Source organism: Streptomyces daqingensis (assembly GCF_014645895.1).
GTDB classification, from domain to species: domain Bacteria; phylum Actinomycetota; class Actinomycetes; order Streptomycetales; family Streptomycetaceae; genus Streptomyces; species Streptomyces daqingensis.
Window position 1 is genome coordinate 207,881 of sequence record NZ_BMMP01000005.1, and the last position, 20,744, is coordinate 228,624.

Consider the following 20,744-nt stretch of genomic DNA (forward strand, 5'->3'; position numbering starts at 1 on the left):
GGGCACACTTCGGAAGGAGAGCCCATCACCGTCGCGCTCGGCGTGTCAACGCGAAGTGCCCGAAGTGAGGCCGTGTCGCGACTCGTTGATGCCACACCCCCGCTGGACGCGTTCCACTGTCCGGCCGGTTCCCCCCGCAGTAGTAGGGGAGTCGCCGGCTGTAGGGTCCCGCGGTCGTACGGAGAGCCGGTGCGGCGCGGGAGTGCGGATGCCTCTCGCATCTTCATCCGGTACTTCTCCGGACGGCGCACAGTGACCGTTCAGTTGCGCCACGGCGTGGCGCCGGTCACACGGTCTGCACGCACAGTGAGCTGGCGTGATCGCGCCCTTGCGGTGGAACGAGACAAGGCCCACTCCGCAAGCCTTCGAGTGGTGAACGTCGGCGGGGGACCTGTAAAATTTTGTGCCGTAACCGCCGATGACCAGGCTTCCCTTCTTCCAGTGGCGGCCCGCACGGGCAAATCGCCTGTCGCTGGAGAGTGACCTCCGCCACGTTCCGGCCCCCGAGACGTCTGCGCACGGCTCGACTGGGTAGGGCCAATTTCTGACCATCCGACGTCAACGAACGGAGGCCCGCCGTGGCCGCGTCCGCTGAACTTCTCGCCGTACTGACCCCGCTGCCGAAACAGGTGCTCACGAAACAGGTGCTTTCGAAGCAGCAGGCGCTCTCCAAACAGGGGCACGAGCCGGTAGACCTGTCCGGAGTGTCCGACCCCGATTCCGGACTGGACGGCTCGTGCTCATGCGGCTGCTTCGAGGCGCCGCTCACCTCTGAACCGCCCCTGGCGGACGTCGCTCCTCTCACGAGCGAACCGCCCCTCGCCGAACTGCCGCTGACGAGCGAGCCGACCGGCACCGGATTCGGCACGGACAACTCCGACATCTGACTCCGAGGCCCCTCGCCGCGCCGGCAGCGCCGTGCCCCGGCAGACCCGGAGGAACGGTGCTGTGGGCCGTCGGCTATGTTGACGGGGTGAGCGAGGTCAAGAAGAACACACTGCGCGCCGGCACAGTCGCCGCCGGTGCGACGCTGATGATGATGCTGTCGTCCCCCGCCTTCGCGGCGGGCGGCCTTGACGACGGCGAGCAGCCGGGGCCCGGACTGAGCGTCGTGGAGACCCTCGGCCTGTTCGTCGCCGCCCCCGTCGTCCTCTACCTGCTGATCGCGGGACTGGTGATGGTCGGCTCCCGGGGGAGCAAGAAGCACAGCTGAGCCGGCGCCCGCGGAGCGTGACGGGACCGCTCCGCGGCCTCTCCGTACCCGCCGCCGTCCCGGATCCCTGCGTCCGTGCCCTGCCTCAGCGGCGGCGCGTGCACGCGGGGTTCGGCTTTTCCCGGCGGGTGCTCCCCGCGCTGTTCGGCGCCAGGTCGGTCACTCTGGTCGACTCTCGAACGTGCGTACTTTAGGGCAGAGTTGTCCGGCTTTGTCGACGGCCTCGTAACAGAGGTTGGATGGCGGTGCCAGGGTGGGAATCGCCCCGGCATGACGCACAACACCCCGCTTTCCCCTCGCCCTCTCAGCCACCTCAGCGAAGCCCCGCAGCGGCGGGTGATGAGCCTTCGCGAACTGCGCGAGCACGGTGTCTCCGCCGCCGCCGTCAGCGATCGCTGCCGCCCCGGCGGCCCCTGGCAACTGCTGCTCCCCGGCGTCTGCCTGCTCCACGCCGGCCCGCCCACCAGTGACGAACGGCTGCACGCGGTGCTGCTGTACGCGGGCGCGGACTCCCCACGGATTCCCGCCCAGCACGCACCGCCGCCGTCACAGTCGCCACTTTCCGCTCTCCCCCCGGGGGCATCCGCCGCCACCGGTCCGGCCGCCGTCGTACCGGTCCCCGCCACCGGGCACTGCGCAACCGCCGCGCCGGCAGAGGAGGCGATGATCACAGGACTCGCCGCTCTGACGCTGCACGGCTTCACCGGCGCTCCCTCGCTCCGGACGCTGGACCGCATCGACGTGCTCGTCCCGCGCGGCAGACGCCTGCGCTCCACCGGGTGCGTACACGTCGTGCGCGCACAGCAGTTGCCCGAACCCGTCGAGATCACCGGTCTTCCCGTGGCGCCCGCGACGCGAGCCCTCGCCGACGCCGTCGCGCAGATGACCGACGCGGGAGTCGTGCGGCGGCTGCTCGTCGAAGCGGTACGCGGAGGCCACTGCGAGGCGACCGCGGTCGTGCGTGAACTGACGCAGGCCAGGCTGCTCGGGCGACCGCACGTCGTCGACGCCGTCGACACCCTGCTGGCGGAGGGACGCGCACTCGCGGAGGGGCTGCTGTACGACATGGTCTTCCGGTACCGGCTTCCCGAGCCGTGCTGGAACGTCGACTTGCGCCTTCCCGGCGGGACGCACCTCGGCGGCGTCGACGCCTACTGGCCCGAACAGGCCGTCGCCGTGGAGCTGGACACCCGAGTGCCGCGGCACGGGGAGGACGCCAGGTGGTGCGAGTACGCCCGCAAGCGCGAGGCGCTGGAGGGGCTGGGCATCACGGTCGTGCACGTCACCCCGGCGAAGCTGCGGGCCTCGCTGGAGCAGCAGGCGGCGATCGTGCGTACGGCGCTGATGACCGCGGTCGAACGCGAACCGGCGGAGTACGTGACGGTGCTGCCCCGTTGAGAAGGCGACCGCCAGGAGCCGGGCGCAACAGGAGCGTGCCGCGGCGGCGCCTCACGCGCACCCGGCTCGCCGCGCGACGCGGTCAGCCGCAGTACTCCGCTTCAAGTAGGGCGTCCGTGCCGTCCGACCAGTCGCCGTTGATGTTGAACGCCGCGCTGTGCGCACCGTCCGCGGTGGTCACGGCAGTCGAACGCGAACCCTGGATCGTCCCTTCGTGGCCCCATACCTCCGTGCCGCAGGACAGGCGCCGCACGGTCAGGCCGAGTCCGTAGCGGCTGCCGTCCCCGGTCGGCACCGCGGACTTCATCTCCCGCAGCTGGCGCGGCGGCAGCACGTCCCCGCCCAGCAGTGCGCGCATGAACCGGATCAGGTCGTCCGTCGAGGAGATCATCTCCCCGGCGGCACCGGCGAGGGACGGATCGAGCCCGGTGACGTCGTACACGGGCGCGTGCGGGCCGGAGCGGGAGAGTGTGGAGTAGGAGCGTCCGTGCGGGCCCGCGATGCGCGGGGAGCCGCCCGGCAGCGAGGTGTCGTCCAGCCCGAGCGGACGAGTGATCCTGCGCTCGACCTCTTCCGCGTAGGAGCGTCCGGTGACCCTCTCGACGACCATTCCGACGAGGACGTAGTTGGTGTTCGAGTACTCCCAGCCCGCGCCGGGAGCGAAGGACGGGGCGTGCCGCATGGCCGTCCGCACCTGCGCGGCCGGTTCGCGGGCCTCGTAGCGGCTGCGGAGGAAGCCGGGGCCGAAGTAGTCGCGCCGCACGGCGGGATCGGCGGTGAAGTCGTACACCCCGCTGGTGTGGCCCAGCAGTTGACGGACGGTGACGCGGCGGCCGTCGTGCCCGTGGCCCTTCAGAGTGCCGGGCAGCCAGCGTTCGACGGGATCGTCCAGGCCGACCTTCCCCTCCGCCGCGAGCTGGAGCACCACGGCCGCCACGAAGGGCTTGGTCAGACTGCCGATGCGGAACCTGTCGCCGGCCAACGGCGGGCGCAGCGTGGTGCGTTCGGCAGTCCCGGAGGCGCCTTTCCAGACGCCGCCGCCGTCCTCCGCCTGCGCCAGCACGCCCGGGGCGGCCCCCTTCGCGACCTGCTCGTCCATCGCCTCCTGCGTCGCGCTGTGCCCCTGGTCGGCCGCCGCGGAGGCGCTGACGGCGAAGACCGTCACAGCGCCGACCACCACGGCGACGACGGTGGAGCGGACGGACATGCGCCGACTCTAATGACCGGTGCGATTCGAGCGCCACACCGCGAAGACGACCAGGGCGCACCCCGCGTACTGGGTGAGGGTGGGGCGTTCCGCCAGAAAGCACACCCCGAAGGCGACGGCGAGTACCGGCTGCAGAAGCAGCAGCGCGGCGCCTCGTGAGGGTGCCAGCCGCGGCAGCGCCGGATTGATCAGCAGCCACGCGAGGACCTGGCCGAGCAGCGCCATGGGGATGAGCCAGCCCCACGCCGGCCAGCCGGGATCGAGGTCGACGCCCGTCCACGCCGCGCCCAGCAGGCCGGAGGATGCGGCTGCCGACAGCGTCGCGGCGGCCACGGGCGTGACGGTGTGCGGCTCCCCGCTCGCGCGGCCTTCGGAGCGGCTGCGGCCGCCGTCTCCGCCGAGCCGGATGAGGAAGAGGTAGCCGGCGAAGGCGACGCCCGCCGCCGAGCCGAACAGAACGCCGGAGAGAGGGTCGCTGCCGGGCTCGGGACTGCCGAGGGTGCCGCCCGCGAGTGCCACTCCCGCCAGCATGACGGGCGCGGTGAGCCAGAAACGGCGCTCCAGGCGTATGCCGGTCAGCACCCTCGCCAGCAGGGGGAAGACGATCAGCTGCACGTTGAGCAGCACCGTCGCGATGGAGGCGCCGAGGTCGTGGATGCTGTGCACCCAGCACACGTAGTCGACGCCGAGCAGGGCTCCCGCGGCCAGGTCGAGCCTGAGCAGGCGCCACGGTCGCGCTCCCAGGCGGCGGCACTCGGCGAACGCCAGGGGCGCCAGCACGGCCATCGCGAGCGCGCACCGGAGGAACGCGGCGGTGCCCGCGTTCACGGCGGACAGCTTGATGAACATGCCCGAGGACGACGTGCTCGCCGCCCCCATGACGATCATCAGCGCCGGGCCCGGCCTCCCGAACCGTGCACGCGCGCGTCCGCCCCTGCCGGCTTGCTCCGGTCCCCGCGTCCGCTCCGGCTCGCCGCCGGGGGCGTCTGTGCCGCTGCCGGCCCCCGCCCCCTGCTGCCGGGGCGCGGGAGGTTCTCCGCCGCTCGTCTTCCTGGTCCCCATGCGGATCACTCTGCCTTGCCGGACGCTGAAGCAACAGCGAGCATTCCTCGCCTGTACCCGGTAGCTCCGCTTCACGGTCACGCTGTCCCGGTGTAGCGTCCCGACCGTGCTGAACCTGGAGCGGCTACGTGTCCTGCACGCCGTCGCCGTACACGGCTCCGTCGCCGGGGCCGCGGCGGCGCTGCACGTCACGCCCTCCGGCGTCTCCCAGCAACTCGCGAAGCTGGAGCGCGAGTCGGGCCACCGGCTGCTGGAGCCGCACGGCCGCACCGTCCGGCTCACGCATGCCGGCCGGACGCTCGCCGGGTACGCGGCACGGGTCGTCGCCGAGGCGGCGGGGGCCGAGTCCGACCTGGCCGACCTGAGCGCGGAGATCATCGGGCCTCTCCGGCTCGGCGGTGTCGGCAGTTCGCTGCGCGCCCTTCTCCCTGACGTCCTCGCCGAGCTGACCCGCGCCCACCCGCGGCTGGTGCCCACGCTGGTGGACGGGGAGGCGGTCGGGATGGTGCCGCTGCTGGCCCGCGGCGACCTCGACCTCCTCCTGGTGGAGAGCTGGGCGAACCGGCCGCTGGCGCTGCCCGCGGGGCTGGCGACGCGGACGCTCGCCGTGGAGGACGTACATCTGGCGCTCGGGGAGGGGCACCCGCTGGCGGACCGGGAGTGCGTGGACCTCGGAGACCTGGACGGGCAGGTGTGGGCGACGTGCCCTGCCGGGACGGAACCGTACGAGGCTCTGGTGCAGGCTCTCAGGGCGGTGGGCCGCGAACCCGAGATCCGCTACACCGTGACCGAGTTCGCGACACAACTCGCCCTCGTGGCACGCGACCTGGCGGTCGCGCTGTTCCCCGAGATGGGCCAGAGCCCCGCACCGCCGGGCGTGCGTTTCGTGCCCGTGCGCCCCCGCATGCGGCGGGAGGTGCTCGCGGCGTGGCGGGCGCCGGGCCTCGCCGGGCGCAGGCCCTCGCCGCTTCCCGCAGCCCGTGACGGCGGGGCTCGCCGGCTCCCCCGGCCGACAGCGAGTCCTGCCGTACGGGCGTGCGTGGAGGCGCTGAGCCGGGTGGAGTGGAGCAGCCCGAGCGCCTTGTGAGGGGACGGAGAAGGGGCCGGGCCCCCGTCCGGGCGTGAGGGTGACAGGCGGGCAACGGGCGTCCAGGCGACGCCCGTTCGGGTTTCGGCAGCGACTTCTCGCCCCGGCCCGCCGGACCCCGCCTCCGCGGGCGGGCCGTGGCCGGATCATGCAGAGCGGACTGGGCGCGCCCGCTCGTACCCCACGCGTGGAAGGATGGCCGAACGACGACATCGTGAGACCGCTAGAGCAGGGGAGAGCACCAGGTGCCTGGCACGAATCTGACACGCGGGGAGGCTCGCGAGCGAGCACGACTGCTCACCGTGGACTCCTACGAGATCGAGCTGGATCTCAGGGGAGCGCAGGAAGGGGGTACGTACAGCTCCCGTACGCTCGTCCGCTTCGATGCCGCGGAGGCGGGGACCAGCTTCATCGACCTGGTCGCCCCGGCGGTGCGCGAGATCACCCTGAACGGCGCGCCGCTGGACCCGGACGAGGTCTTCGCGGACTCACGCATCGCCCTGCCCGGCCTCGCCGAGGGCCGGAACGAGCTGCTGGTCGTCGCTGACTGCGCCTACACCAACACGGGCGAGGGGCTGCACCGCTTCGTCGACCCCGTCGACCAGCAGGCGTACCTCTACACGCAGTTCGAGGTGCCGGACGCGCGCCGCGTATTCGCCAGCTTCGAACAGCCGGACCTCAAGGCCACGTTCCAGTTCACCGTCAGGGCCCCCGAGGGCTGGACGGTGATCTCCAACTCGCCTACGCCCGAACCCGACGGCGACACCTGGCGGTTCGAGGCGACCCCGCGCATCTCCTCGTACATCACGGCGCTCATCGTGGGCCCCTACCACTCGGTGCACAGCACCTGGGAGGGCGGCGGGCGCACGGTGCCGCTGGGCATCTACTGCCGTCCCTCGCTGGCCGAACACCTCGACGCCGAGGCCCTGTTCGAGGTGACCCGGCAGGGATTCGACTGGTTCCAGGAGAAGTTCGACTACCCGTACCCGTTCGCCAAGTACGACCAGCTCTTCGTCCCGGAGTTCAACGCGGGCGCGATGGAGAACGCGGGCGCCGTCACCATCCGCGACCAGTACGTCTTCCGCTCCAAGGTCACCGACGCCGCCTACGAGACGCGCGCCGAGACGGTGCTGCACGAGCTCGCGCACATGTGGTTCGGCGACCTCGTCACCATGGAGTGGTGGAACGACCTGTGGCTGAACGAGTCGTTCGCCACCTACACCTCCATCGCGTGCCAGGCCCACGCCCCCGGTTCGCGCTGGCCGCACGCCTGGACGAGCTTCGCCAACCAGATGAAGACCTGGGCGTACCGGCAGGACCAGCTGCCGTCCACGCACCCGATCATGGCGGAGATCGGCGACCTGGACGACGTCCTCGTCAACTTCGACGGGATCACCTACGCCAAGGGCGCGTCCGTACTGAAGCAGCTCGTCGCCTACGTCGGCATGGACGAGTTCTTCCGCGGCGTGCAGACGTACTTCAAGCGGCACGAGTGGGGCAACACCCGCCTCAGCGACCTGCTCACCGCCCTGGAGGAGACCTCCGGACGGGACCTGGCCGCCTGGTCGAAGGCGTGGCTGGAGACGGCGGGCATCAACATCCTCCGCCCCGAGCTGGCCACGGACGCCGAGGGCGACATCACCTCCTTCGCCGTCCGCCAGGAGGCACCGGCGCTCCCGGCGGGCGCCACGGGCGAGCCGACGCTGCGGCCGCACCGCATCGCCGTCGGCCTGTACGAACTGCAGGGCGGCAAGCTCGTCCGCACCGACCGCGTCGAGCTGGACGTCGACGGCGCGCTGACGGAGGTTCCCGAGCTCGCCGGCCGTCCCCGTCCGGCCGTCGTACTGCTCAACGACGACGACCTGTCCTACGCCAAGGTGAGGCTCGACGCGGAGTCCCTGGCGGCCGTCACCCGGCACCTCGGCGACTTCACCGAGTCCCTGCCGCGCGCGCTGTGCTGGGCCTCGGCCTGGGACATGACGCGCGACGGCGAACTGGCCGCACGCGACTACCTCGACCTCGTCCTCTCCGGCATCACCAAGGAGTCGGACATCGGCGTCGTGCAGTCGCTCCAGCGGCAGGTCAAGCTCGCCCTCGACCTGTACGCCGACCCGGAGTGGCGCGAGACGGGTCTCACCCGCTGGTCCGACGCCACACTGGAGCAGCTCCGCGCGGCGGCTCCGGGCAGCGACCACCAGCTCGCCTGGGCACGCGCGTTCGCCTCCACGGCACGTACCGAGGAGCAGCTGAACCTTCTGGCGGGCCTGCTGGACGGTACGGAGACCGTCGAGGGGCTGAGCGTCGACACGGAGCTGCGGTGGGCGCTGCTGCAGCGGCTGGCCGCGACCGGGCGTGCGGGCGAGAAGGAGATCGCCGCCGAGCTGGAGCGTGACGCGACCTCGGCGGGCGAACGGCACGCCGCGATGGCGCGGGCCGCGCGCCCGACCGAGGAGGCCAAGGCCGAGGCATGGGCCTCGGTGGTCGGCAGCGGGGCGGGGGACGCGGAGACGGGTCTGCCCAACGCGGTGCAGGAGGCCGTCATCGGCGGCTTCCTCCAGACCGACCAGCGGGAGCTGCTCGCCCCGTACAGCGAGAGGTACTTCGAGGCCGTCAAGGACATCTGGGAGACGCGCAGCCACGAGATGGCCCAGCAGATCGCGGTCGGCCTCTACCCGACGCTGCAGGTCTCGCAGCAGACCCTCGACGCCACGGACGCCTGGCTGGAGCGGGCGCAGCCGGGTGCTGCCCTGCGCAGGCTGGTCACCGAGTCGCGCGCGGGCGTGGAGCGTGCGCTGCGCGCGCAGCGCGCCGACGCCGAGGCGGGCGCCGGGAGCTGACCGTGCGGGCGGGAGACCGCCCGCGAGGACGGCCGGCTGCCGGCCGTCCTCGCAGCGGAGCGGGTGCGCCGCGCGAGAACGCGGCGCACCCGCTCTGTCGGCTCCCGGCCTCTCCGGAACCCGTCCGGCTCTGCGAACCGGCCACCGGCTCTCCGGAACCCCCCCCTCTGACACCGCGAAGGCCCCCGGCGATACCGGGGGCCTCCGTGTGGGGGAAATGCGGGTTCCACCTCAGGCGTGGTGCGTTCTGTGCTTCAGGCGTGGTGCTGGCTGTGCGGGTGTTGCCTGCCGTGCTGGTTCTTCGACTCGCGGCCTTGCGCGGTTACTTGGCGAAGGCAGCCTGGTCGAACGCGGCGTTCGCCACACCGTTGGCCCACAGGGACTGGACCTGGGCGGCCTCGTTGGCGTCCGGCTTGGCGTTGGTGCAGGAGGGGCCGGGGCCGCCACCGGACATCAGCTGGCTGCAGGGACCCTCGTAGGTGTCCGGGAGGCCGAGGACGTGACCGGTCTCGTGAGCGACGACGCGGTTGCTGTCGTACTCCTGGTTCTGGGCGTAGTCGAGGAAGATGTAGCCGTTGCCGTGGCCGTCCGTCGAAGCGTACGAACCACGCGGGTCGTCGCCCTCGCGGTAGTCGAAGCTGGCGCTGCCTCCCTCGGCCAGCTGCACGTTGGAGACGGCCGCGTTCCAGGTCGCCGTGGACTGCGCGATCTCGCTGGCGAACGTGGGAGCGCCGCTGGCGTCGTAGTTGACGGTGACGGCCTGGATGCCGGGCTTCGCGGCCTGCTTCTTCAGCGCGTCCTTGACGACGGCGTTGAAGAACGCCTCGTTCGCCTTGTTGGACTCACCGACGAAGCCGGTCCTGGTGACGCTGCTCTTGGCGGCGCCGTCGTCCGGCGTCGCTGCCGAGGCTGGCATCGCACCCAGACCCAGGGCCAGACCGAGGCCGAGTGTCGCGGAGAGTGCCGTAGTGCGTCGCTTCATGGGGGGTCTCCTCCTGGTCCGTAGTGCCGGCCGCTTCTAGGTGGGGCGCGGCCGCACTGCCGGAAAGAACTCCTGCCGACGCAGAGTCTGTTGGAGTCTCGCGCTCAGCGGATGATGGCAGGTGGCGATAGCTTCGAGGCATCACCCGGTATACGGAGGCTTCAGCGGGCACCTCGGCATCTGGTGTGTCATGCGCACGCATGGATATGCTCCGGGTGTGGAGCTCGAAGTGAGGCATCTTCGTGCGCTGTGCGCCATCGCCGACACGGGCAGCGTGCACAAGGCCGCCCGTCAACTCGGCATGACCCAGCCCTCCTTGACCACGCAGCTCCGCCGCATCGAGCAGGCCGTCGGAGGACAGCTCTTCACGCGGGAGCGTACCGGCAGCAGACCCACGCCGCTCGGCCGGTTCCTCCTCTGCCGGGCCCGCCCCCTCGTCGCCGAGATGAGCGCCCTGGTCAGCGAGACGCGGGCCGCCGCCGGCCGCTCCGGAGGCGAGTCCCTGCGCATCGGCAGCACCGGCAGCCCGGCCGTCCCCGGCTGGCTCCGCCGGCTGCGCAGCCGGCTGCCGGAGGCCGACACGACGTTCCACATGGACGTACGGGCGCACGAGCTGCTGCGGATGGTCGCCTCCCACCAGCTCGACGCCGTCTTCGTGCACGAGGTCGAAGGCACCCCGCTGCACGTGCCGGACGGCGTGGACCTGCACGTACTCGTCGAGCGCGAACCGCAGTTCGTGGCCATCTCCGCGACGCACCCGGCCGCCGAGCGTCCCGTGCTGAGCCTCCAGGAGCTGGCCCGCGAACGCTGGATGGTCGACCCCACGGCCGACGGCGAATGGACGGGCCTGCGGCGGGTCTTCGCCGACGCGGGCATCAGCCCCCGGGTGGTCCACGGCGACAACATGGCCGCCGCCGACCTGGTCGCCGCGGGCGAGGTCGTCGCCCCCTGCCAGCCCACGTCGCCGGCCCGTCCCGGCTGGGTCGTACGGCCGCTGCTGGGCGACCCGCTCGCCGTGCGGCTGCTGCTGGCCACGCCCGAGCCGAGGCCCGGAACCAAGCCGGTGATCGAGCCGGAGACGCTGCTCGGCGATCTGGAGTCGGCGTACCGCGAGGTGGCGTGGGCGAGCGAGCCCTACAGGCACTGGCTCCTGCGCCACGACGACGCCGCCTCGCTGCCGTTCTCGGTAGTCGCGTAGCCGGCTGAGCACGGGCGGAAGGCACGCGAAGCCGCCGCCTCCCGCCCGCGCCCCGCGGACGTCCGTCCGCGCGCGGCTCAGCCCGTGGGCCCGCCCGCCGAAGCCGCGTCGCAGCGCTGTGCTCGCAGGGCGCGAGCCAGGTCGTCACGGGCCTCCAGGACGAGGCGGCGCAGGGCCGGCGCCGCGTCCTCGTGGGCGGTCAGCCAGGCGTCGGTCGCGTCCAGCGTGGCCTGGCCGGTCTGCAGACCGGGGTAGAGGCCGCGTACGACGGCCATGGCGATCTCGATGGAGCGCGTACGCCAGATCTCCTCCAGCGCCTCGAAGTACGGCCCGGTGTACGGGGCGGTCAGCTCCTCCTGGCCGGGCTGCGCGAACCCCGCGATGGTCGCGTCGACGAGGGCGTTGGAGAGCTTGTCCGACTCGATGACGGCCTTCCACGCCTCCGCCTTCACCTCCGCGGAGGGACGGGCGGCCAGGCACCGCACGTGGTGGCGCTTGCCGGAGGCGGTGTCGTCCCGCTCGAGTTCGGCGTCCATGGCGTCGGCTCCGGCCTCACCGCGCGCCGCGAGCGTCTCCAGGAACGTCCAGCGCAGCTCCTGGTCGACGTCCAGGCCGTCGATGCGGGCCGTGCCCGCCAGCAGCCCCTGCAGCAGCCGCAGGTCCTTCTCGTCCGTCGCCAGTGCGGCGAAGTGCCGTGCCCACGCCAGCTGGTGCCCGCTGCCGGGCTCCGCCAGCCGGAGACGGCTCAGGGCGCGTTCGGCCAGCGCCCGCCGCCCCTGCTCGCGCCATTCGGGAGCCGCGTAGTAGGTGACGGCGGTACGGCTCCAGACGTGCAGCATCTGCAGCACGCCGATCTCGGACTCGTCCCCCGCGAAGTCGACCACGAGACCGATGAAGTCCCGCGCGGGCATCAGCCCGTCCCGCGTGAGGTTCCACATGGCCGACCAGCACAGAGCCCTGGACAGCGCCGCGTTGTGGCCTTCCTCGGCGGCCGCGGGGCGCCTGCCGGCGCGCGGCGGGGTGAGTTCGCCGAGGTGCGCACGGAGCGTGGCCAGGGAGACCTCGTCGAGGCGCGTCTTGCAGTACGTCAGGTCGTCGTCGTTGACGAGTACGAGATCGGGCCGCTCCTGGCCCGCGAGGTCGGCCACGACCGTACGGGCGCCGGTGACGTCCGTCTCCGCCCGCGCGTAGCGGACCAGGCGGCTCTCCGCGACATCGTGCCGGTAGAGCCCGACGGCGACGCGGTGCGGGCGCAGCACGGGTCGGTCCCCCTGCCCCTCCTGCAGGACGGCGAGCTCCGTGACGCGCCCGTCGGCGTCACAAGTGACCTGCGGGGTCAGGGAGTTCACGCCCTGGGTCTGCAGCCAGCCGCGCGACCAGGCCTCCATGTCCCGGCCCGAGGTCTCGCTCAGCACCGACAGCAGGTCTCGGAGCGTGGTGTTCCCCCAGGCGTGCCGCTGGAAGTACCGCCGGGCGCCCTCGAGGAAGGTGTCGCGGCCCACGTACGCGACGAGCTGCTTGAGCACGGAGGCGCCCTTGGCGTACGTGATGCCGTCGAAGTTGAGCTTGGCGTCCTCCAGGTCACGGATGTCGGCCGTGATCGGATGCGTCGAGGGGAGCTGGTCCGCGCGGTACGCCCAGGACTTGCGGCGGTTGGCGAAGGTGATCCAGCCGTCCTCGAAGCGGGTGGCCTCCACGAGCGCGAGCGCCCCCATGAAGTCGGCGAAGGACTCCTTCAGCCACAGGTCGTCCCACCACTCCATGGTGACGAGGTCGCCGAACCACATGTGCGCCATCTCGTGCAGGATCACGTTCGCCCGGCCCTCGTAGGAGGCCTCGGTGACCTTGCCGCGGAAGACGAACTCCTCGCGGAAGGTGACCATTCCGGGGTTCTCCATCGCGCCCAGGTTGTACTCCGGCACGAACGCCTGGTCGTACTTCCCGAAGGGGTAGGGGAAGGCGAAGTGGTCGTGGAAGAAGTCCAGGCCCTGCTTGGTGACGGTGAAGACGTCCTCCGGGTCGAAGTGCCTGGCCAGCCCCTTGCGGCACAGCGCCCCGAGCGGGATCTCGAGCTCCGTGCGCTCCGCGCCCGATCCCAGGGTGCGCCGGTAGGTGTCGGTGACGTAGTGGTAGGGGCCGGCGACGACGGCGGTGATGTACGTCGAGATCGGCTTGGTGCGTGCGAAGCGCCGTGTGGACGCCGCGCCCTCGTCGAGGATCTGCGGTTCGCCCTCCTGGACGCCGTTGCTCAGTACGGTCCATTCCGCGGGCGCGGTGACGGTGAAGTCGAAGGGCGCCTTGAGGTCGGGCTGCTCGAAGTTCGCGAACACCCGGCGGCAGTCGGCCGGTTCGTACTGGGTGTAGAGGTAGACCTCGCCGTCCTCGGGGTCGAGGAAGTGGTGGAGTCCTTCGCCCGTCCGGCTGTACGCGCAGGCGGCGTCGACGGTGAGTTCGTTGTCCGCGGCCAGCCCGTCGAGGGCGATGCGCGCGCCGTCGTACACCGTGTCCACGGGCAGCGAGCGGCCGTTGAGGGTCACCGAGTGCACCTTGGGCGCGATGAGGTCGGCGAAGGTGGAGGCGCCCGGTTCGGAGCAGGCGAAGCGGACCGTCGTCGTCGACCGGAAGGTGCGCGGGCCGTCCGCGGGCGGGGGACCCACCGCCGAGCGCAGGTCGAGCGCCACCTCGTATCCGTCCACGGACAGCAGCCGGGCCCGTCGCCGAGCTTCGTCACGGGTCAGGTTCTCTCCGGACACGGGCATCGCTCCTGTTCATCGCGGTTCTCGGCCGGCTCCGCTGATCCGGGACGGCGCGGCTCAGCATTTCACGGGGCCGTCCGCCGCGGGAATTGCGGCGCCCGGGGCCGCGTTGCCTCAGCGCAGAGCTTTCACCGTTGCCGAGGAGACGTGGCCATGCCCGAGAAGACCGTTGCCGACTTCTGGTTCGACCCCAGGTGCCCGTGGGCCTGGCTGACCTCCCGCTGGATGCTGGAGGTGGAGAAGGTGCGGCCGGTGGAGGTGCGCTGGCACGTGATGAGCCTGGCCGTCCTCAACGAGAACAAGCTGGACGAACTGCCCGAGGGGTATCGGGAGATGCTGGCCGCCGCCTGGGGCCCGGTGCGCGTGTGCATCGCCGCCGAGCAGCAGCACGGCCCGGAGGTCCTCGCCGCGCTCTACACGGCGATGGGCACCCGCCTGCACAACCGCGGCCGCGAGCTGTCGCGCGAGCTGCTCGCGGAGTCCGTCGAGGAGGCGGGTCTGCCGGCGTCCCTCGTCGACGCCGCGGACTCCACGGAGTACGACGAGGCCCTGCGCGCCTCGCACAAGGAGGGCATCGACCTGGTCGGGCAGGACGTGGGCACCCCGGTCATCGCCGTTCCCGGCTCGGACGGGGAGCGCATCGCCTTCTTCGGCCCGGTCGTCACACCGGCGCCCAAGGGGGAGGACGCGGCCCGGCTGTGGGACGGCACGCTGATGGTGGCCTCCACGCCCGGCTTCTTCGAGATCAAGCGCACCCGCGACAAGGAACCGGTGTTCGACGACTGAGTCGCACCCGGCCCGTACGATCCGGGGCGGCCGCCGCGGCCCGCCGGCCCGGCGGAGCAAGTGCAGGAGGGCCCCGTACGTCCCGTCCGTACGGGGCCCTCCCTCTATGCGCCTGCCCTGTGAAAGGTGAGAAGACGATCACGAGGGGCAGGGGTCTTTCCCGGCGCCGTCAGGGCGCCAGCAGCAGGTCGTTCTCTCGGGCCTTCGCCGCCGTGTAACGCCTGCTGACGTCCTGCCAGTTCACGACGCGCCACATGGCCTCGACGAAGTCGACCTTCTGGTTGCGGTACTGCAGGTAGAAGGCGTGCTCCCAGGCGTCGAAGACGAGGATCGGCACGCTGCCCTGCCCGACGTTGCCCTGGTGGTCGTAGACCTGCTCCACGATCAGACGCCCGGTGAGCGGCTCGTAGGCGAGGACGCCCCAGCCCGAGCCCTGCGTCGTGGCGGCGGCCTTCGACAGGTGGGCCTTGAACCTCGCGAAGGAGCCGAAGGACTCGGCGATGGCGTCCGCCAGCTCGCCCGTCCCGTCCTTCTCCAGCGGCTCACCGCCGCCGTCGCCGGTCATGTTCTGCCAGTAGATGCTGTGCAGGATGTGGCCGGACAGGTGGAAGGCGAGGTTCTTCTCCAGGCCGTTGACCGTCGCCCACTGATCCTTCTCGCGTGCCTCGGCCAGCTGTTCGAGGGTGTCGTTGGCGCCCTTCACGTATCCGGCGTGGTGCTTGTCGTGGTGCAGCTCGATGATCTCCCCGCTGATGACCGGTTCCAGCGAGGCGTAGTCGTAAGGGAGCTCTGGAAGCGAATACAGGGCCATGGGCGGACGTCTCCTCTGCACCTCTTATTGCACATTAGTTGCAAGAAGACGCTAGCAGCAATAGCGCGACAGAAAGCGGAGCGCCCCCGGCATGCGGGGGCGCTCCGCTCTGCGTGCCTCGGAGGGTTCGCCGGTCAGCCGCCGCGGCGGGCCGATCCGCCCGCTTCCACCGGGCCGGCGTCGTGGCCGTCGTCGCGCGGCAGGTACTTCTGCCGGAACAGGCCGACGACGATCAGGACCATCGTCAGGCAGGCGGTGAAGGCGAGTTGGGTGCGGGTGTCGCCCTCGCGCAGCATCAGGCCCAGAACCGTGAGGATGCCGAGGATCGCCACCCAGGTCAGCACGGGGAAGGCCCACATCCGTACGACGAGCTTCTCCGGCGCCTCGCGCTCCAGACGGCGCCTGCTGACGAGCTGCGAGACCGAGATGAAGCCCCACACCACGAGAGTCGCGGCGCCGACCATGTTCAGCAGCCACTGGAACACCGTCTGAGGCCACCAGAAGTTCAGCAGCACGGCCACGAAACCGAAGACGGAGGACGCGATCACCGCCGGGCGCGGCACCCCGCTCGCGCTGACCCTGCCCAGGAAGCGCGGCCCCTGACCGCGGGCGATGAGGGAGAAGGCCATGCGGGAGGCGCCGTAGATGTTCGCGTTCATGGCCGACAGCAGCGCGACGAGGACGACGGTGTTCATCACCTGCGCGGCGGCGGGAATGCCCAGGTGGTCGAGCACGGCGGTGTACGGGCCGGAGACGACCGACTTGTCGTCCCACGGGATCAGCGTCACGATCACCAGCATCGAGCCGACGTAGAAGACCGCGATGCGCCACATCGCGGTACGCACCGCCTTGGCGACACCGCGCACGGGGTCCTCCGACTCGGCGGCGGCGATCGTCACCGTCTCCAGCCCGCCGTACGCGAAGACGGAGGCGAGCAGCCCGATGACCAGCCCGTTGGCGCCCTCGGGCAGGAAGCCGCCGGAGCCGGTGAGGTTGGACGTGCCGGGGGCGTCGACGCCGGGCATGAGGCCGACGATCGCGAACAGGCCCAGCAGCAGGAACGCCGTGATCGCGAACACCTTCAGGGCCGCGAACCAGAACTCGGTCTCACCGAAGTTCCGCACGGCGACGAGGTTGGAGAGGCAGAAGAGCGCCATGAACAGCGCCACCCACATCCACGGCTCGCTGCCGGGCAGCCAGCCGACCATGATGTCCGCCGCGGCGGTCGCCTCCGTCGCGATGGCGACGCACAGCAGCGTCCAGTAGATCCACCCCGCGGTGAAGCCGGCCCAGGGGCCGAGGGCGCGCTCCGCGTGCACCGAGAAGGAGCCGGAGGCCGGGTTCGCCGCCGACATCTCACCGAGCATGCGCATCACGAGCATGACAAGCAGACCGGACGCCGCGTAGGCGAGGACGATGGACGGGCCGGCGGCGGCGATCCCCGCGCCCGACCCCACGAACAGGCCGGCGCCGATCACACCCCCCAGCGCGATCATGGAAAGGTGCCGCTGCTTGAGCCCGTGGGAGAGCGCGTGCTCCCCCCGGGCTCCTCCGGAGCCTCCCGGGCTCGGAGGCGGCGCGTCGGACAGCTCGGTACGCGTCATGGAACAGGCCGTTCTTGGAGAGACTGCAATGGTTCGTTGTAGCGCGAACTCAGTGTGGCAGCGGGCTCCGCCCGCGCTTCAACGGCCCCCGGACGCTTCGCGAACGACGACCGGGCGTGCACGCGCGGTGATCACCCGACGGATGTGAGTTGCCCCTCAGGCGGGCTGCCGCTGTTTTGCGGCCCGCCTCCTCAGGGGTAGGAACGTCTGTCGGCCGGCGTCGGACAGTTCGCACACGCCGGCCGTGCGCGCCGCACGTCCAGCCGTGCGGCGCACCCCGGACACGACCTTCAGAGACCCGGAGCAGCCCGATGAGTGCCCTCACCCCCGCCGCCGACCCGCGCCCCGGCCACGTGCTCGCCGACGTGCTCACCTCCACCCGGACCGGGGCCCCCGGCGCCCGGGCGTACGCCCGGGACGCGGCCCTGGTCGCCGGCGGCGCCGCCCTCACCGGCATCGCCGCTCAACTCGCCGTCCCCGTACCGGGATCGCCCGTCCCCGTCACCGGGCAGACCTTCGCCGCCCTGCTCGTCGGGGCCGGACTGGGCGCACGGCGGGGCTTCCTGTCCATGGCGCTCTACACGCTCGCCGGTGTCGCCGGCATGCCCTGGTTCGCCGAGGCCTCGTCCGGGGCGGCGATGCCGTCCTTCGGCTACGTGCTGGGGATGCTGCTCGCGGCGACCGTCGTCGGTGCGCTGGCCCGGCGCGGCGGCGACCGGGACGTGCTGCGGACCGCCGGCACGATGGCCGCCGGCATGGCGGTGACCTACGCGGTGGGCGTGCCCTACCTCGCCGTGGCCACCGGGATGTCGCTGTCCGAAGCCGTCGCGGCGGGACTCGTGCCGTTCCTCGTGGGCGACATGCTGAAGGCGCTCCTCGCCATGGGGGTGCTGCCGGCCGCGTGGAAGCTGGTCGGCCGGCGCGGCTGACGTACCGGCGTCTGACGTACCCGGCGGCCTGCGAGGCGTGGCTCCGCCGCCCGTGGGCGCCGGGGCCACGCCCGGTCCGCCGCGCCGGAACCGCGCCGCATAGACTCGCGGCATGCGCGTGTACCTCGGCTCCGATCATGCGGGCTACGAACTGAAGAACCACCTCGTCGAGTGGCTGAAGGCCAACGGGCACGACCCCGTCGACTGCGGCCCGCACATCTACGACGCGGCCGACGACTACCCGCCCTTCTGCCTGCGCGCAGCCGAACGCACCGCCCAGGAGAGCGAGGCGCTGGGCATCGTGGTCGGCGGCTCCGGCAACGGCGAGCAGATGGCCGCCAACAAGGTCAGCGGCGTGCGCTGCGCGCTCGCCTGGAGCGAGGAGACCGCCTCGCTCGCCCGCGAGCACAACAACGCCAACGTCGTCAGCATCGGCGCCCGGATGCACACCACCGACGAGGCGGTGACGTTCGTCCGTAAGTTCCTCGACACGCCCTTCTCGCAGGACGAGCGGCACGAGCGCCGCATCGACATGCTCTCCGCGTACGAGACCACGGGCGAACTGCCTCCGATTCCGGCCCACCACCCGGAGTCCTGACGCGGATGCCCGAGGGGCACACGATCCACCGGCTCGCCGAGGACGTGCTGGGGCGGTTCGGCGGACGGGCCGTCCGCACCGCCAGCCCGCAGGGCAAGTTCGCCGGCGGCGCGGCACTCGTCGACGGCAGGGTCCTGACGGACACCGACGCGCACGGCAAGCACCTCTTCCTCGGCTTCGGGGGCGCGGGCTGGGTGCACGTACACCTGGGCCTGTACGGCAAGTTCACCTTCGGTGAGGGCCCGCCACCCGCTCCGGTCGGGCAGGTGCGGCTCCGGCTCGCCGCCGGGGAGGCCCCGGCGGACGTCGCCGGAGAAGCCCTGCCCGAAGTTTCGCGACGGGACGGTGCGGGCCCGGTGGTCAGCGCCGTGACGGGTGCGGTCTACGCCGACCTGCGCGGCCCCACACGCTGCGAGCTGATCACCGAGGACGAGAAGCAGGCAGTCGAAGGCCGCCTGGGACCGGACCCCTTGCGGAAGGACGCCGATGCCGGTGCTGCCTGGTCGCGCGTCTCGCGCAGCCGGACCACCGTCGCCGCCCTGCTGATGGACCAGAAGGTCGTCGCGGGGGTCGGCAACGTCTACCGTGCCGAGGTGCTCTTCCGGCAGGGCATCGACCCGTACCGTCCCGGGAGCGGCCTCAGCCGCGACGAGTGGGACGGACTGTGGGCCGATCTCGTCGAGTTGATGCGCGAGGGAGTGCGGAACAACCGCATCGACACCGTGCGCCCCCAGCACACTCCTGAGGCCATGGGACGCGCCCCGCGCGTCGACGACCACGGCGGCGAGGTCTATGTGTACCGGCGCGCGGGACGGCCCTGCCACATCTGCGGTGGGGAGGTGCGCACCGCCGGTCTGGCGGCGCGCAACCTCTTCTGGTGCCCGCGCTGCCAGCCGGCCTGAACGGCACCTGTACCGCCCGTACCACTGGCACCGCCCGAACCACCCGCACCGCCGTCCCGTGGCCGCCGGACGCGCAGTCCCCTCAGAACCCGTGCGGCAGCCACGGCGCGACGTCCGTGGCGAAGGCGCCTGAGGCCGCGCCGAGCGCCCCCGCGCGCGACTCGCGCACCAGGCCGGCGCATCCGAGCGTGCGCAGCGCCGTGCAACCGAGGTAGGCGGCGCTCAACTCCCGTACGGACAGCGAGAGATCGGCGGGCTCCGAGGTGCGCTCGCACGTCGCGCCCTTCTCGTCCCCCGCCAGGTGCCAGCGGCCCGCGTTCCAGGGGCAGAACTCGTCCGCCACCTCCAGGATTACGTCCACGGGGCGGCTGTACGTACGGGCGGCGAGGGCCGCGCCCACATCCACCGGGCGTGCGAACAGCGCGTCGCGCCAGCGCGGCCTGCACAGCCGCACGTCGTCATCGATCATGTGCAGCCACGCGTCGTCCACAGGGCGGTTGCGGACGCGCAGCACCGGCTTCAGGTCGATGCCGAAGAGGAAGCGCCACAGCGCCCCGTACGCGGCCGGATCCAGCGCCTCCAGATCGCGGAGCAGCACGCTGCCGCTCGGCACGCCGTGCTCGTCCCACTCGCTCTTGAGCGCGTAGCGCGCGTACCCCCGCACCTCGCCGTGCGCGTCCTCGGCCAGTACGCAGGCGAGGGGAGTGGCCCCCTCCCGTCCGGCGGGCGGGTCCAGCAGGGGGTAGCGCTCCCAGCCCGGGCCGTGGCGGAGCATCCCGGGCCGAGCCGGAACCCGCTGCTCGTAGACGGCCTCGCAGGCCGTTACGGCGGACGCCGCGTCGTCGACGATCCTCAGGCGCAGGGCGTCCGACTCGGGCGGCACCGTGAGCCGCACCCTGGCGGTGTCGATGTCGGCGTCGAGCTGGCGGGCCGCGAGGCCGTACCCGAAGCGTCCGTAGATGGTCGGTTCGGAGGCGGTGAGCACTGCCAGCGGCTCCGTGCCGGCTTCCCGTACGTCCTCCAACTGCCGCCGCATGAGCGCCCGCAGGACGCCGCGCCTGCGGTGCGTGGGCGCCACGCTCACCATCGTGACCCCCGCGGTGGGAACCGCCGCACCGCCGGGCACCGTCATCCGGAAGGAGAACAGGCCGGCGGAGCCCACGACCTCGTCGCGGTCCCACGCGGCCAGGGACCGATCGATTTCGGTCAACTCCCGGTAGATCTCGCGTTCTTCGGTGTCGAAGCCTCCGAAAGCCCGAGAAATTCCCTCGTACCACTTGTCCCATTCGGACGCGCGCAACACCCGTAGCTCTGTGCTCATGCGGCATCTCTAGCAGGGCTTTCGCAAATCGGCGAGCCCCTTCCACTTCCACG

Annotated in this window: 17 protein-coding genes; 10 read left to right on the forward strand and 7 right to left on the reverse strand. The window is 71.8% G+C overall.

Translation table 11 applies throughout. The features are described from left to right. Window positions 1-578: 578 nt before the first annotated feature. From IEY56_RS09565 to IEY56_RS09575, 3 genes are all read left to right on the forward strand, one after another. Entirely contained in the window at window positions 579-887 is a 309-nt protein-coding gene (locus IEY56_RS09565) for a hypothetical protein (RefSeq protein ID WP_045863390.1), read from the forward strand. 146 nt (window positions 888-1,033) lie between these two features. Continuing rightward, window positions 1,034-1,213, forward strand: a complete 180-nt coding sequence (locus tag IEY56_RS09570) for a hypothetical protein (RefSeq protein WP_229711767.1) — start codon at window positions 1,034-1,036, stop codon at window positions 1,211-1,213. A 270-nt stretch (window positions 1,214-1,483) separates the two neighbouring features. After that, a complete protein-coding gene (locus tag IEY56_RS09575; protein ID WP_189036702.1) occupies window positions 1,484-2,611 on the forward strand; it encodes an amino acid adenylation domain-containing protein in 1,128 nt (375 codons plus the stop codon). 82 nt (window positions 2,612-2,693) lie between these two features. On the opposite strand, the gene IEY56_RS09580 is transcribed toward IEY56_RS09575, so the two are convergent. Continuing rightward, the gene (locus IEY56_RS09580; protein ID WP_189036703.1) at window positions 2,694-3,818 is read right to left on the reverse strand and encodes a serine hydrolase domain-containing protein; all 1,125 of its coding nucleotides are present in this window, start codon (window positions 3,816-3,818) and stop codon (window positions 2,694-2,696) included. A gap of 9 nt (window positions 3,819-3,827) precedes the next feature. Further along, entirely contained in the window at window positions 3,828-4,880 is a 1,053-nt protein-coding gene (locus IEY56_RS09585) for a DMT family transporter (protein WP_308424130.1), read from the reverse strand. 106 nt (window positions 4,881-4,986) lie between these two features. Here IEY56_RS09585 and IEY56_RS09590 point away from each other — a divergent pair, with 106 nt between their 5' ends. Together IEY56_RS09590 and pepN (IEY56_RS09595) are read left to right on the forward strand one after the other, a co-directional pair. Then, complete coding sequence (locus IEY56_RS09590) at window positions 4,987-5,967, forward strand: LysR family transcriptional regulator (RefSeq protein ID WP_189036704.1); 981 nt, start codon at window positions 4,987-4,989, stop codon at window positions 5,965-5,967. A gap of 245 nt (window positions 5,968-6,212) precedes the next feature. Beyond that, window positions 6,213-8,804 (forward strand): aminopeptidase N, encoded by a 2,592-nt coding sequence (gene pepN / locus IEY56_RS09595; RefSeq protein ID WP_189036705.1) that lies wholly within the window; start codon window positions 6,213-6,215, stop codon window positions 8,802-8,804. 322 nt (window positions 8,805-9,126) lie between these two features. Here the strand turns inward: pepN (IEY56_RS09595) and snpA are convergent, their stop codons facing one another. Continuing rightward, window positions 9,127-9,786: a snapalysin gene (gene snpA, locus IEY56_RS09600; protein ID WP_189036706.1), complete on the reverse strand. Its 660-nt coding sequence runs from the start codon at window positions 9,784-9,786 to the stop codon at window positions 9,127-9,129. A 190-nt stretch (window positions 9,787-9,976) separates the two neighbouring features. On the opposite strand from snpA, the gene IEY56_RS09605 reads away from it, so the two are divergent. Beyond that, window positions 9,977-10,984 carry a LysR family transcriptional regulator gene (locus tag IEY56_RS09605; protein WP_189036707.1) on the forward strand — a complete coding sequence of 336 codons (1,008 nt, stop codon included), beginning with the start codon at window positions 9,977-9,979 and terminating at the stop codon, window positions 10,982-10,984. A gap of 77 nt (window positions 10,985-11,061) precedes the next feature. On the opposite strand, the gene pepN (IEY56_RS09610) is transcribed toward IEY56_RS09605, so the two are convergent. After that, window positions 11,062-13,737, reverse strand: coding sequence for an aminopeptidase N (gene pepN, locus IEY56_RS09610; RefSeq protein WP_189036708.1), 2,676 nt, complete (start codon window positions 13,735-13,737; stop codon window positions 11,062-11,064). 156 nt (window positions 13,738-13,893) lie between these two features. On the opposite strand from pepN (IEY56_RS09610), the gene IEY56_RS09615 reads away from it, so the two are divergent. Further along, window positions 13,894-14,526, forward strand: coding sequence for a mycothiol-dependent nitroreductase Rv2466c family protein (locus tag IEY56_RS09615; protein WP_189036709.1), 633 nt, complete (start codon window positions 13,894-13,896; stop codon window positions 14,524-14,526). A 169-nt stretch (window positions 14,527-14,695) separates the two neighbouring features. Here IEY56_RS09615 and IEY56_RS09620 read toward each other — a convergent pair whose 3' ends face one another. Together IEY56_RS09620 and IEY56_RS09625 are read right to left on the reverse strand one after the other, a co-directional pair. Next, a complete protein-coding gene (locus IEY56_RS09620; RefSeq protein ID WP_189036710.1) occupies window positions 14,696-15,337 on the reverse strand; it encodes a superoxide dismutase in 642 nt (213 codons plus the stop codon). A 134-nt stretch (window positions 15,338-15,471) separates the two neighbouring features. Then, the gene (locus IEY56_RS09625) at window positions 15,472-16,941 is read right to left on the reverse strand and encodes an amino acid permease (RefSeq protein WP_189036711.1); all 1,470 of its coding nucleotides are present in this window, start codon (window positions 16,939-16,941) and stop codon (window positions 15,472-15,474) included. A 311-nt stretch (window positions 16,942-17,252) separates the two neighbouring features. On the opposite strand from IEY56_RS09625, the gene IEY56_RS09630 reads away from it, so the two are divergent. From IEY56_RS09630 to IEY56_RS09640, 3 genes are all read left to right on the forward strand, one after another. After that, complete coding sequence (locus tag IEY56_RS09630; protein ID WP_189036712.1) at window positions 17,253-17,870, forward strand: biotin transporter BioY; 618 nt, start codon at window positions 17,253-17,255, stop codon at window positions 17,868-17,870. 112 nt (window positions 17,871-17,982) lie between these two features. Beyond that, on the forward strand, window positions 17,983-18,468 hold the full coding sequence (locus IEY56_RS09635; RefSeq protein ID WP_189036713.1) for a ribose-5-phosphate isomerase: 486 nt from the start codon (window positions 17,983-17,985) through the stop codon (window positions 18,466-18,468). Window positions 18,469-18,473: 5 nt separating this feature from the next. Beyond that, a complete protein-coding gene (locus IEY56_RS09640; protein ID WP_189036714.1) occupies window positions 18,474-19,370 on the forward strand; it encodes an Fpg/Nei family DNA glycosylase in 897 nt (298 codons plus the stop codon). An 82-nt stretch (window positions 19,371-19,452) separates the two neighbouring features. Here IEY56_RS09640 and IEY56_RS09645 read toward each other — a convergent pair whose 3' ends face one another. Next, entirely contained in the window at window positions 19,453-20,691 is a 1,239-nt protein-coding gene (locus tag IEY56_RS09645; protein WP_189036715.1) for a GNAT family N-acetyltransferase, read from the reverse strand. Between the last annotated feature and the right edge of the window lie 53 nt (window positions 20,692-20,744).

What these genes read in the sequence shown, in the direction of transcription:
- IEY56_RS09570 (WP_229711767.1), top strand. Translation starts at nt 1,034, where the DNA reads ATGATGATGCTGTCGTCCCCCGCCTTCGCGGCGGGCGGCCTTGACGAC.
- IEY56_RS09575 (WP_189036702.1), top strand. Translation starts at nt 1,484, where the DNA reads ATGACGCACAACACCCCGCTTTCCCCTCGCCCTCTCAGCCACCTCAGC.
- IEY56_RS09580 (WP_189036703.1), bottom strand. Translation starts at nt 3,818, where the DNA reads ATGTCCGTCCGCTCCACCGTCGTCGCCGTGGTGGTCGGCGCTGTGACG.
- IEY56_RS09585 (WP_308424130.1), bottom strand. Translation starts at nt 4,880, where the DNA reads ATGGGGACCAGGAAGACGAGCGGCGGAGAACCTCCCGCGCCCCGGCAG.
- snpA (WP_189036706.1), bottom strand. Translation starts at nt 9,786, where the DNA reads ATGAAGCGACGCACTACGGCACTCTCCGCGACACTCGGCCTCGGTCTG.
- IEY56_RS09605 (WP_189036707.1), top strand. Translation starts at nt 9,977, where the DNA reads ATGCGCACGCATGGATATGCTCCGGGTGTGGAGCTCGAAGTGAGGCAT.
- IEY56_RS09615 (WP_189036709.1), top strand. Translation starts at nt 13,894, where the DNA reads ATGCCCGAGAAGACCGTTGCCGACTTCTGGTTCGACCCCAGGTGCCCG.
- IEY56_RS09620 (WP_189036710.1), bottom strand. Translation starts at nt 15,337, where the DNA reads ATGGCCCTGTATTCGCTTCCAGAGCTCCCTTACGACTACGCCTCGCTG.
- IEY56_RS09625 (WP_189036711.1), bottom strand. Translation starts at nt 16,941, where the DNA reads ATGACGCGTACCGAGCTGTCCGACGCGCCGCCTCCGAGCCCGGGAGGC.
- IEY56_RS09630 (WP_189036712.1), top strand. Translation starts at nt 17,253, where the DNA reads ATGAGTGCCCTCACCCCCGCCGCCGACCCGCGCCCCGGCCACGTGCTC.
- IEY56_RS09635 (WP_189036713.1), top strand. Translation starts at nt 17,983, where the DNA reads ATGCGCGTGTACCTCGGCTCCGATCATGCGGGCTACGAACTGAAGAAC.
- IEY56_RS09640 (WP_189036714.1), top strand. Translation starts at nt 18,474, where the DNA reads ATGCCCGAGGGGCACACGATCCACCGGCTCGCCGAGGACGTGCTGGGG.
- IEY56_RS09645 (WP_189036715.1), bottom strand. Translation starts at nt 20,691, where the DNA reads ATGAGCACAGAGCTACGGGTGTTGCGCGCGTCCGAATGGGACAAGTGG.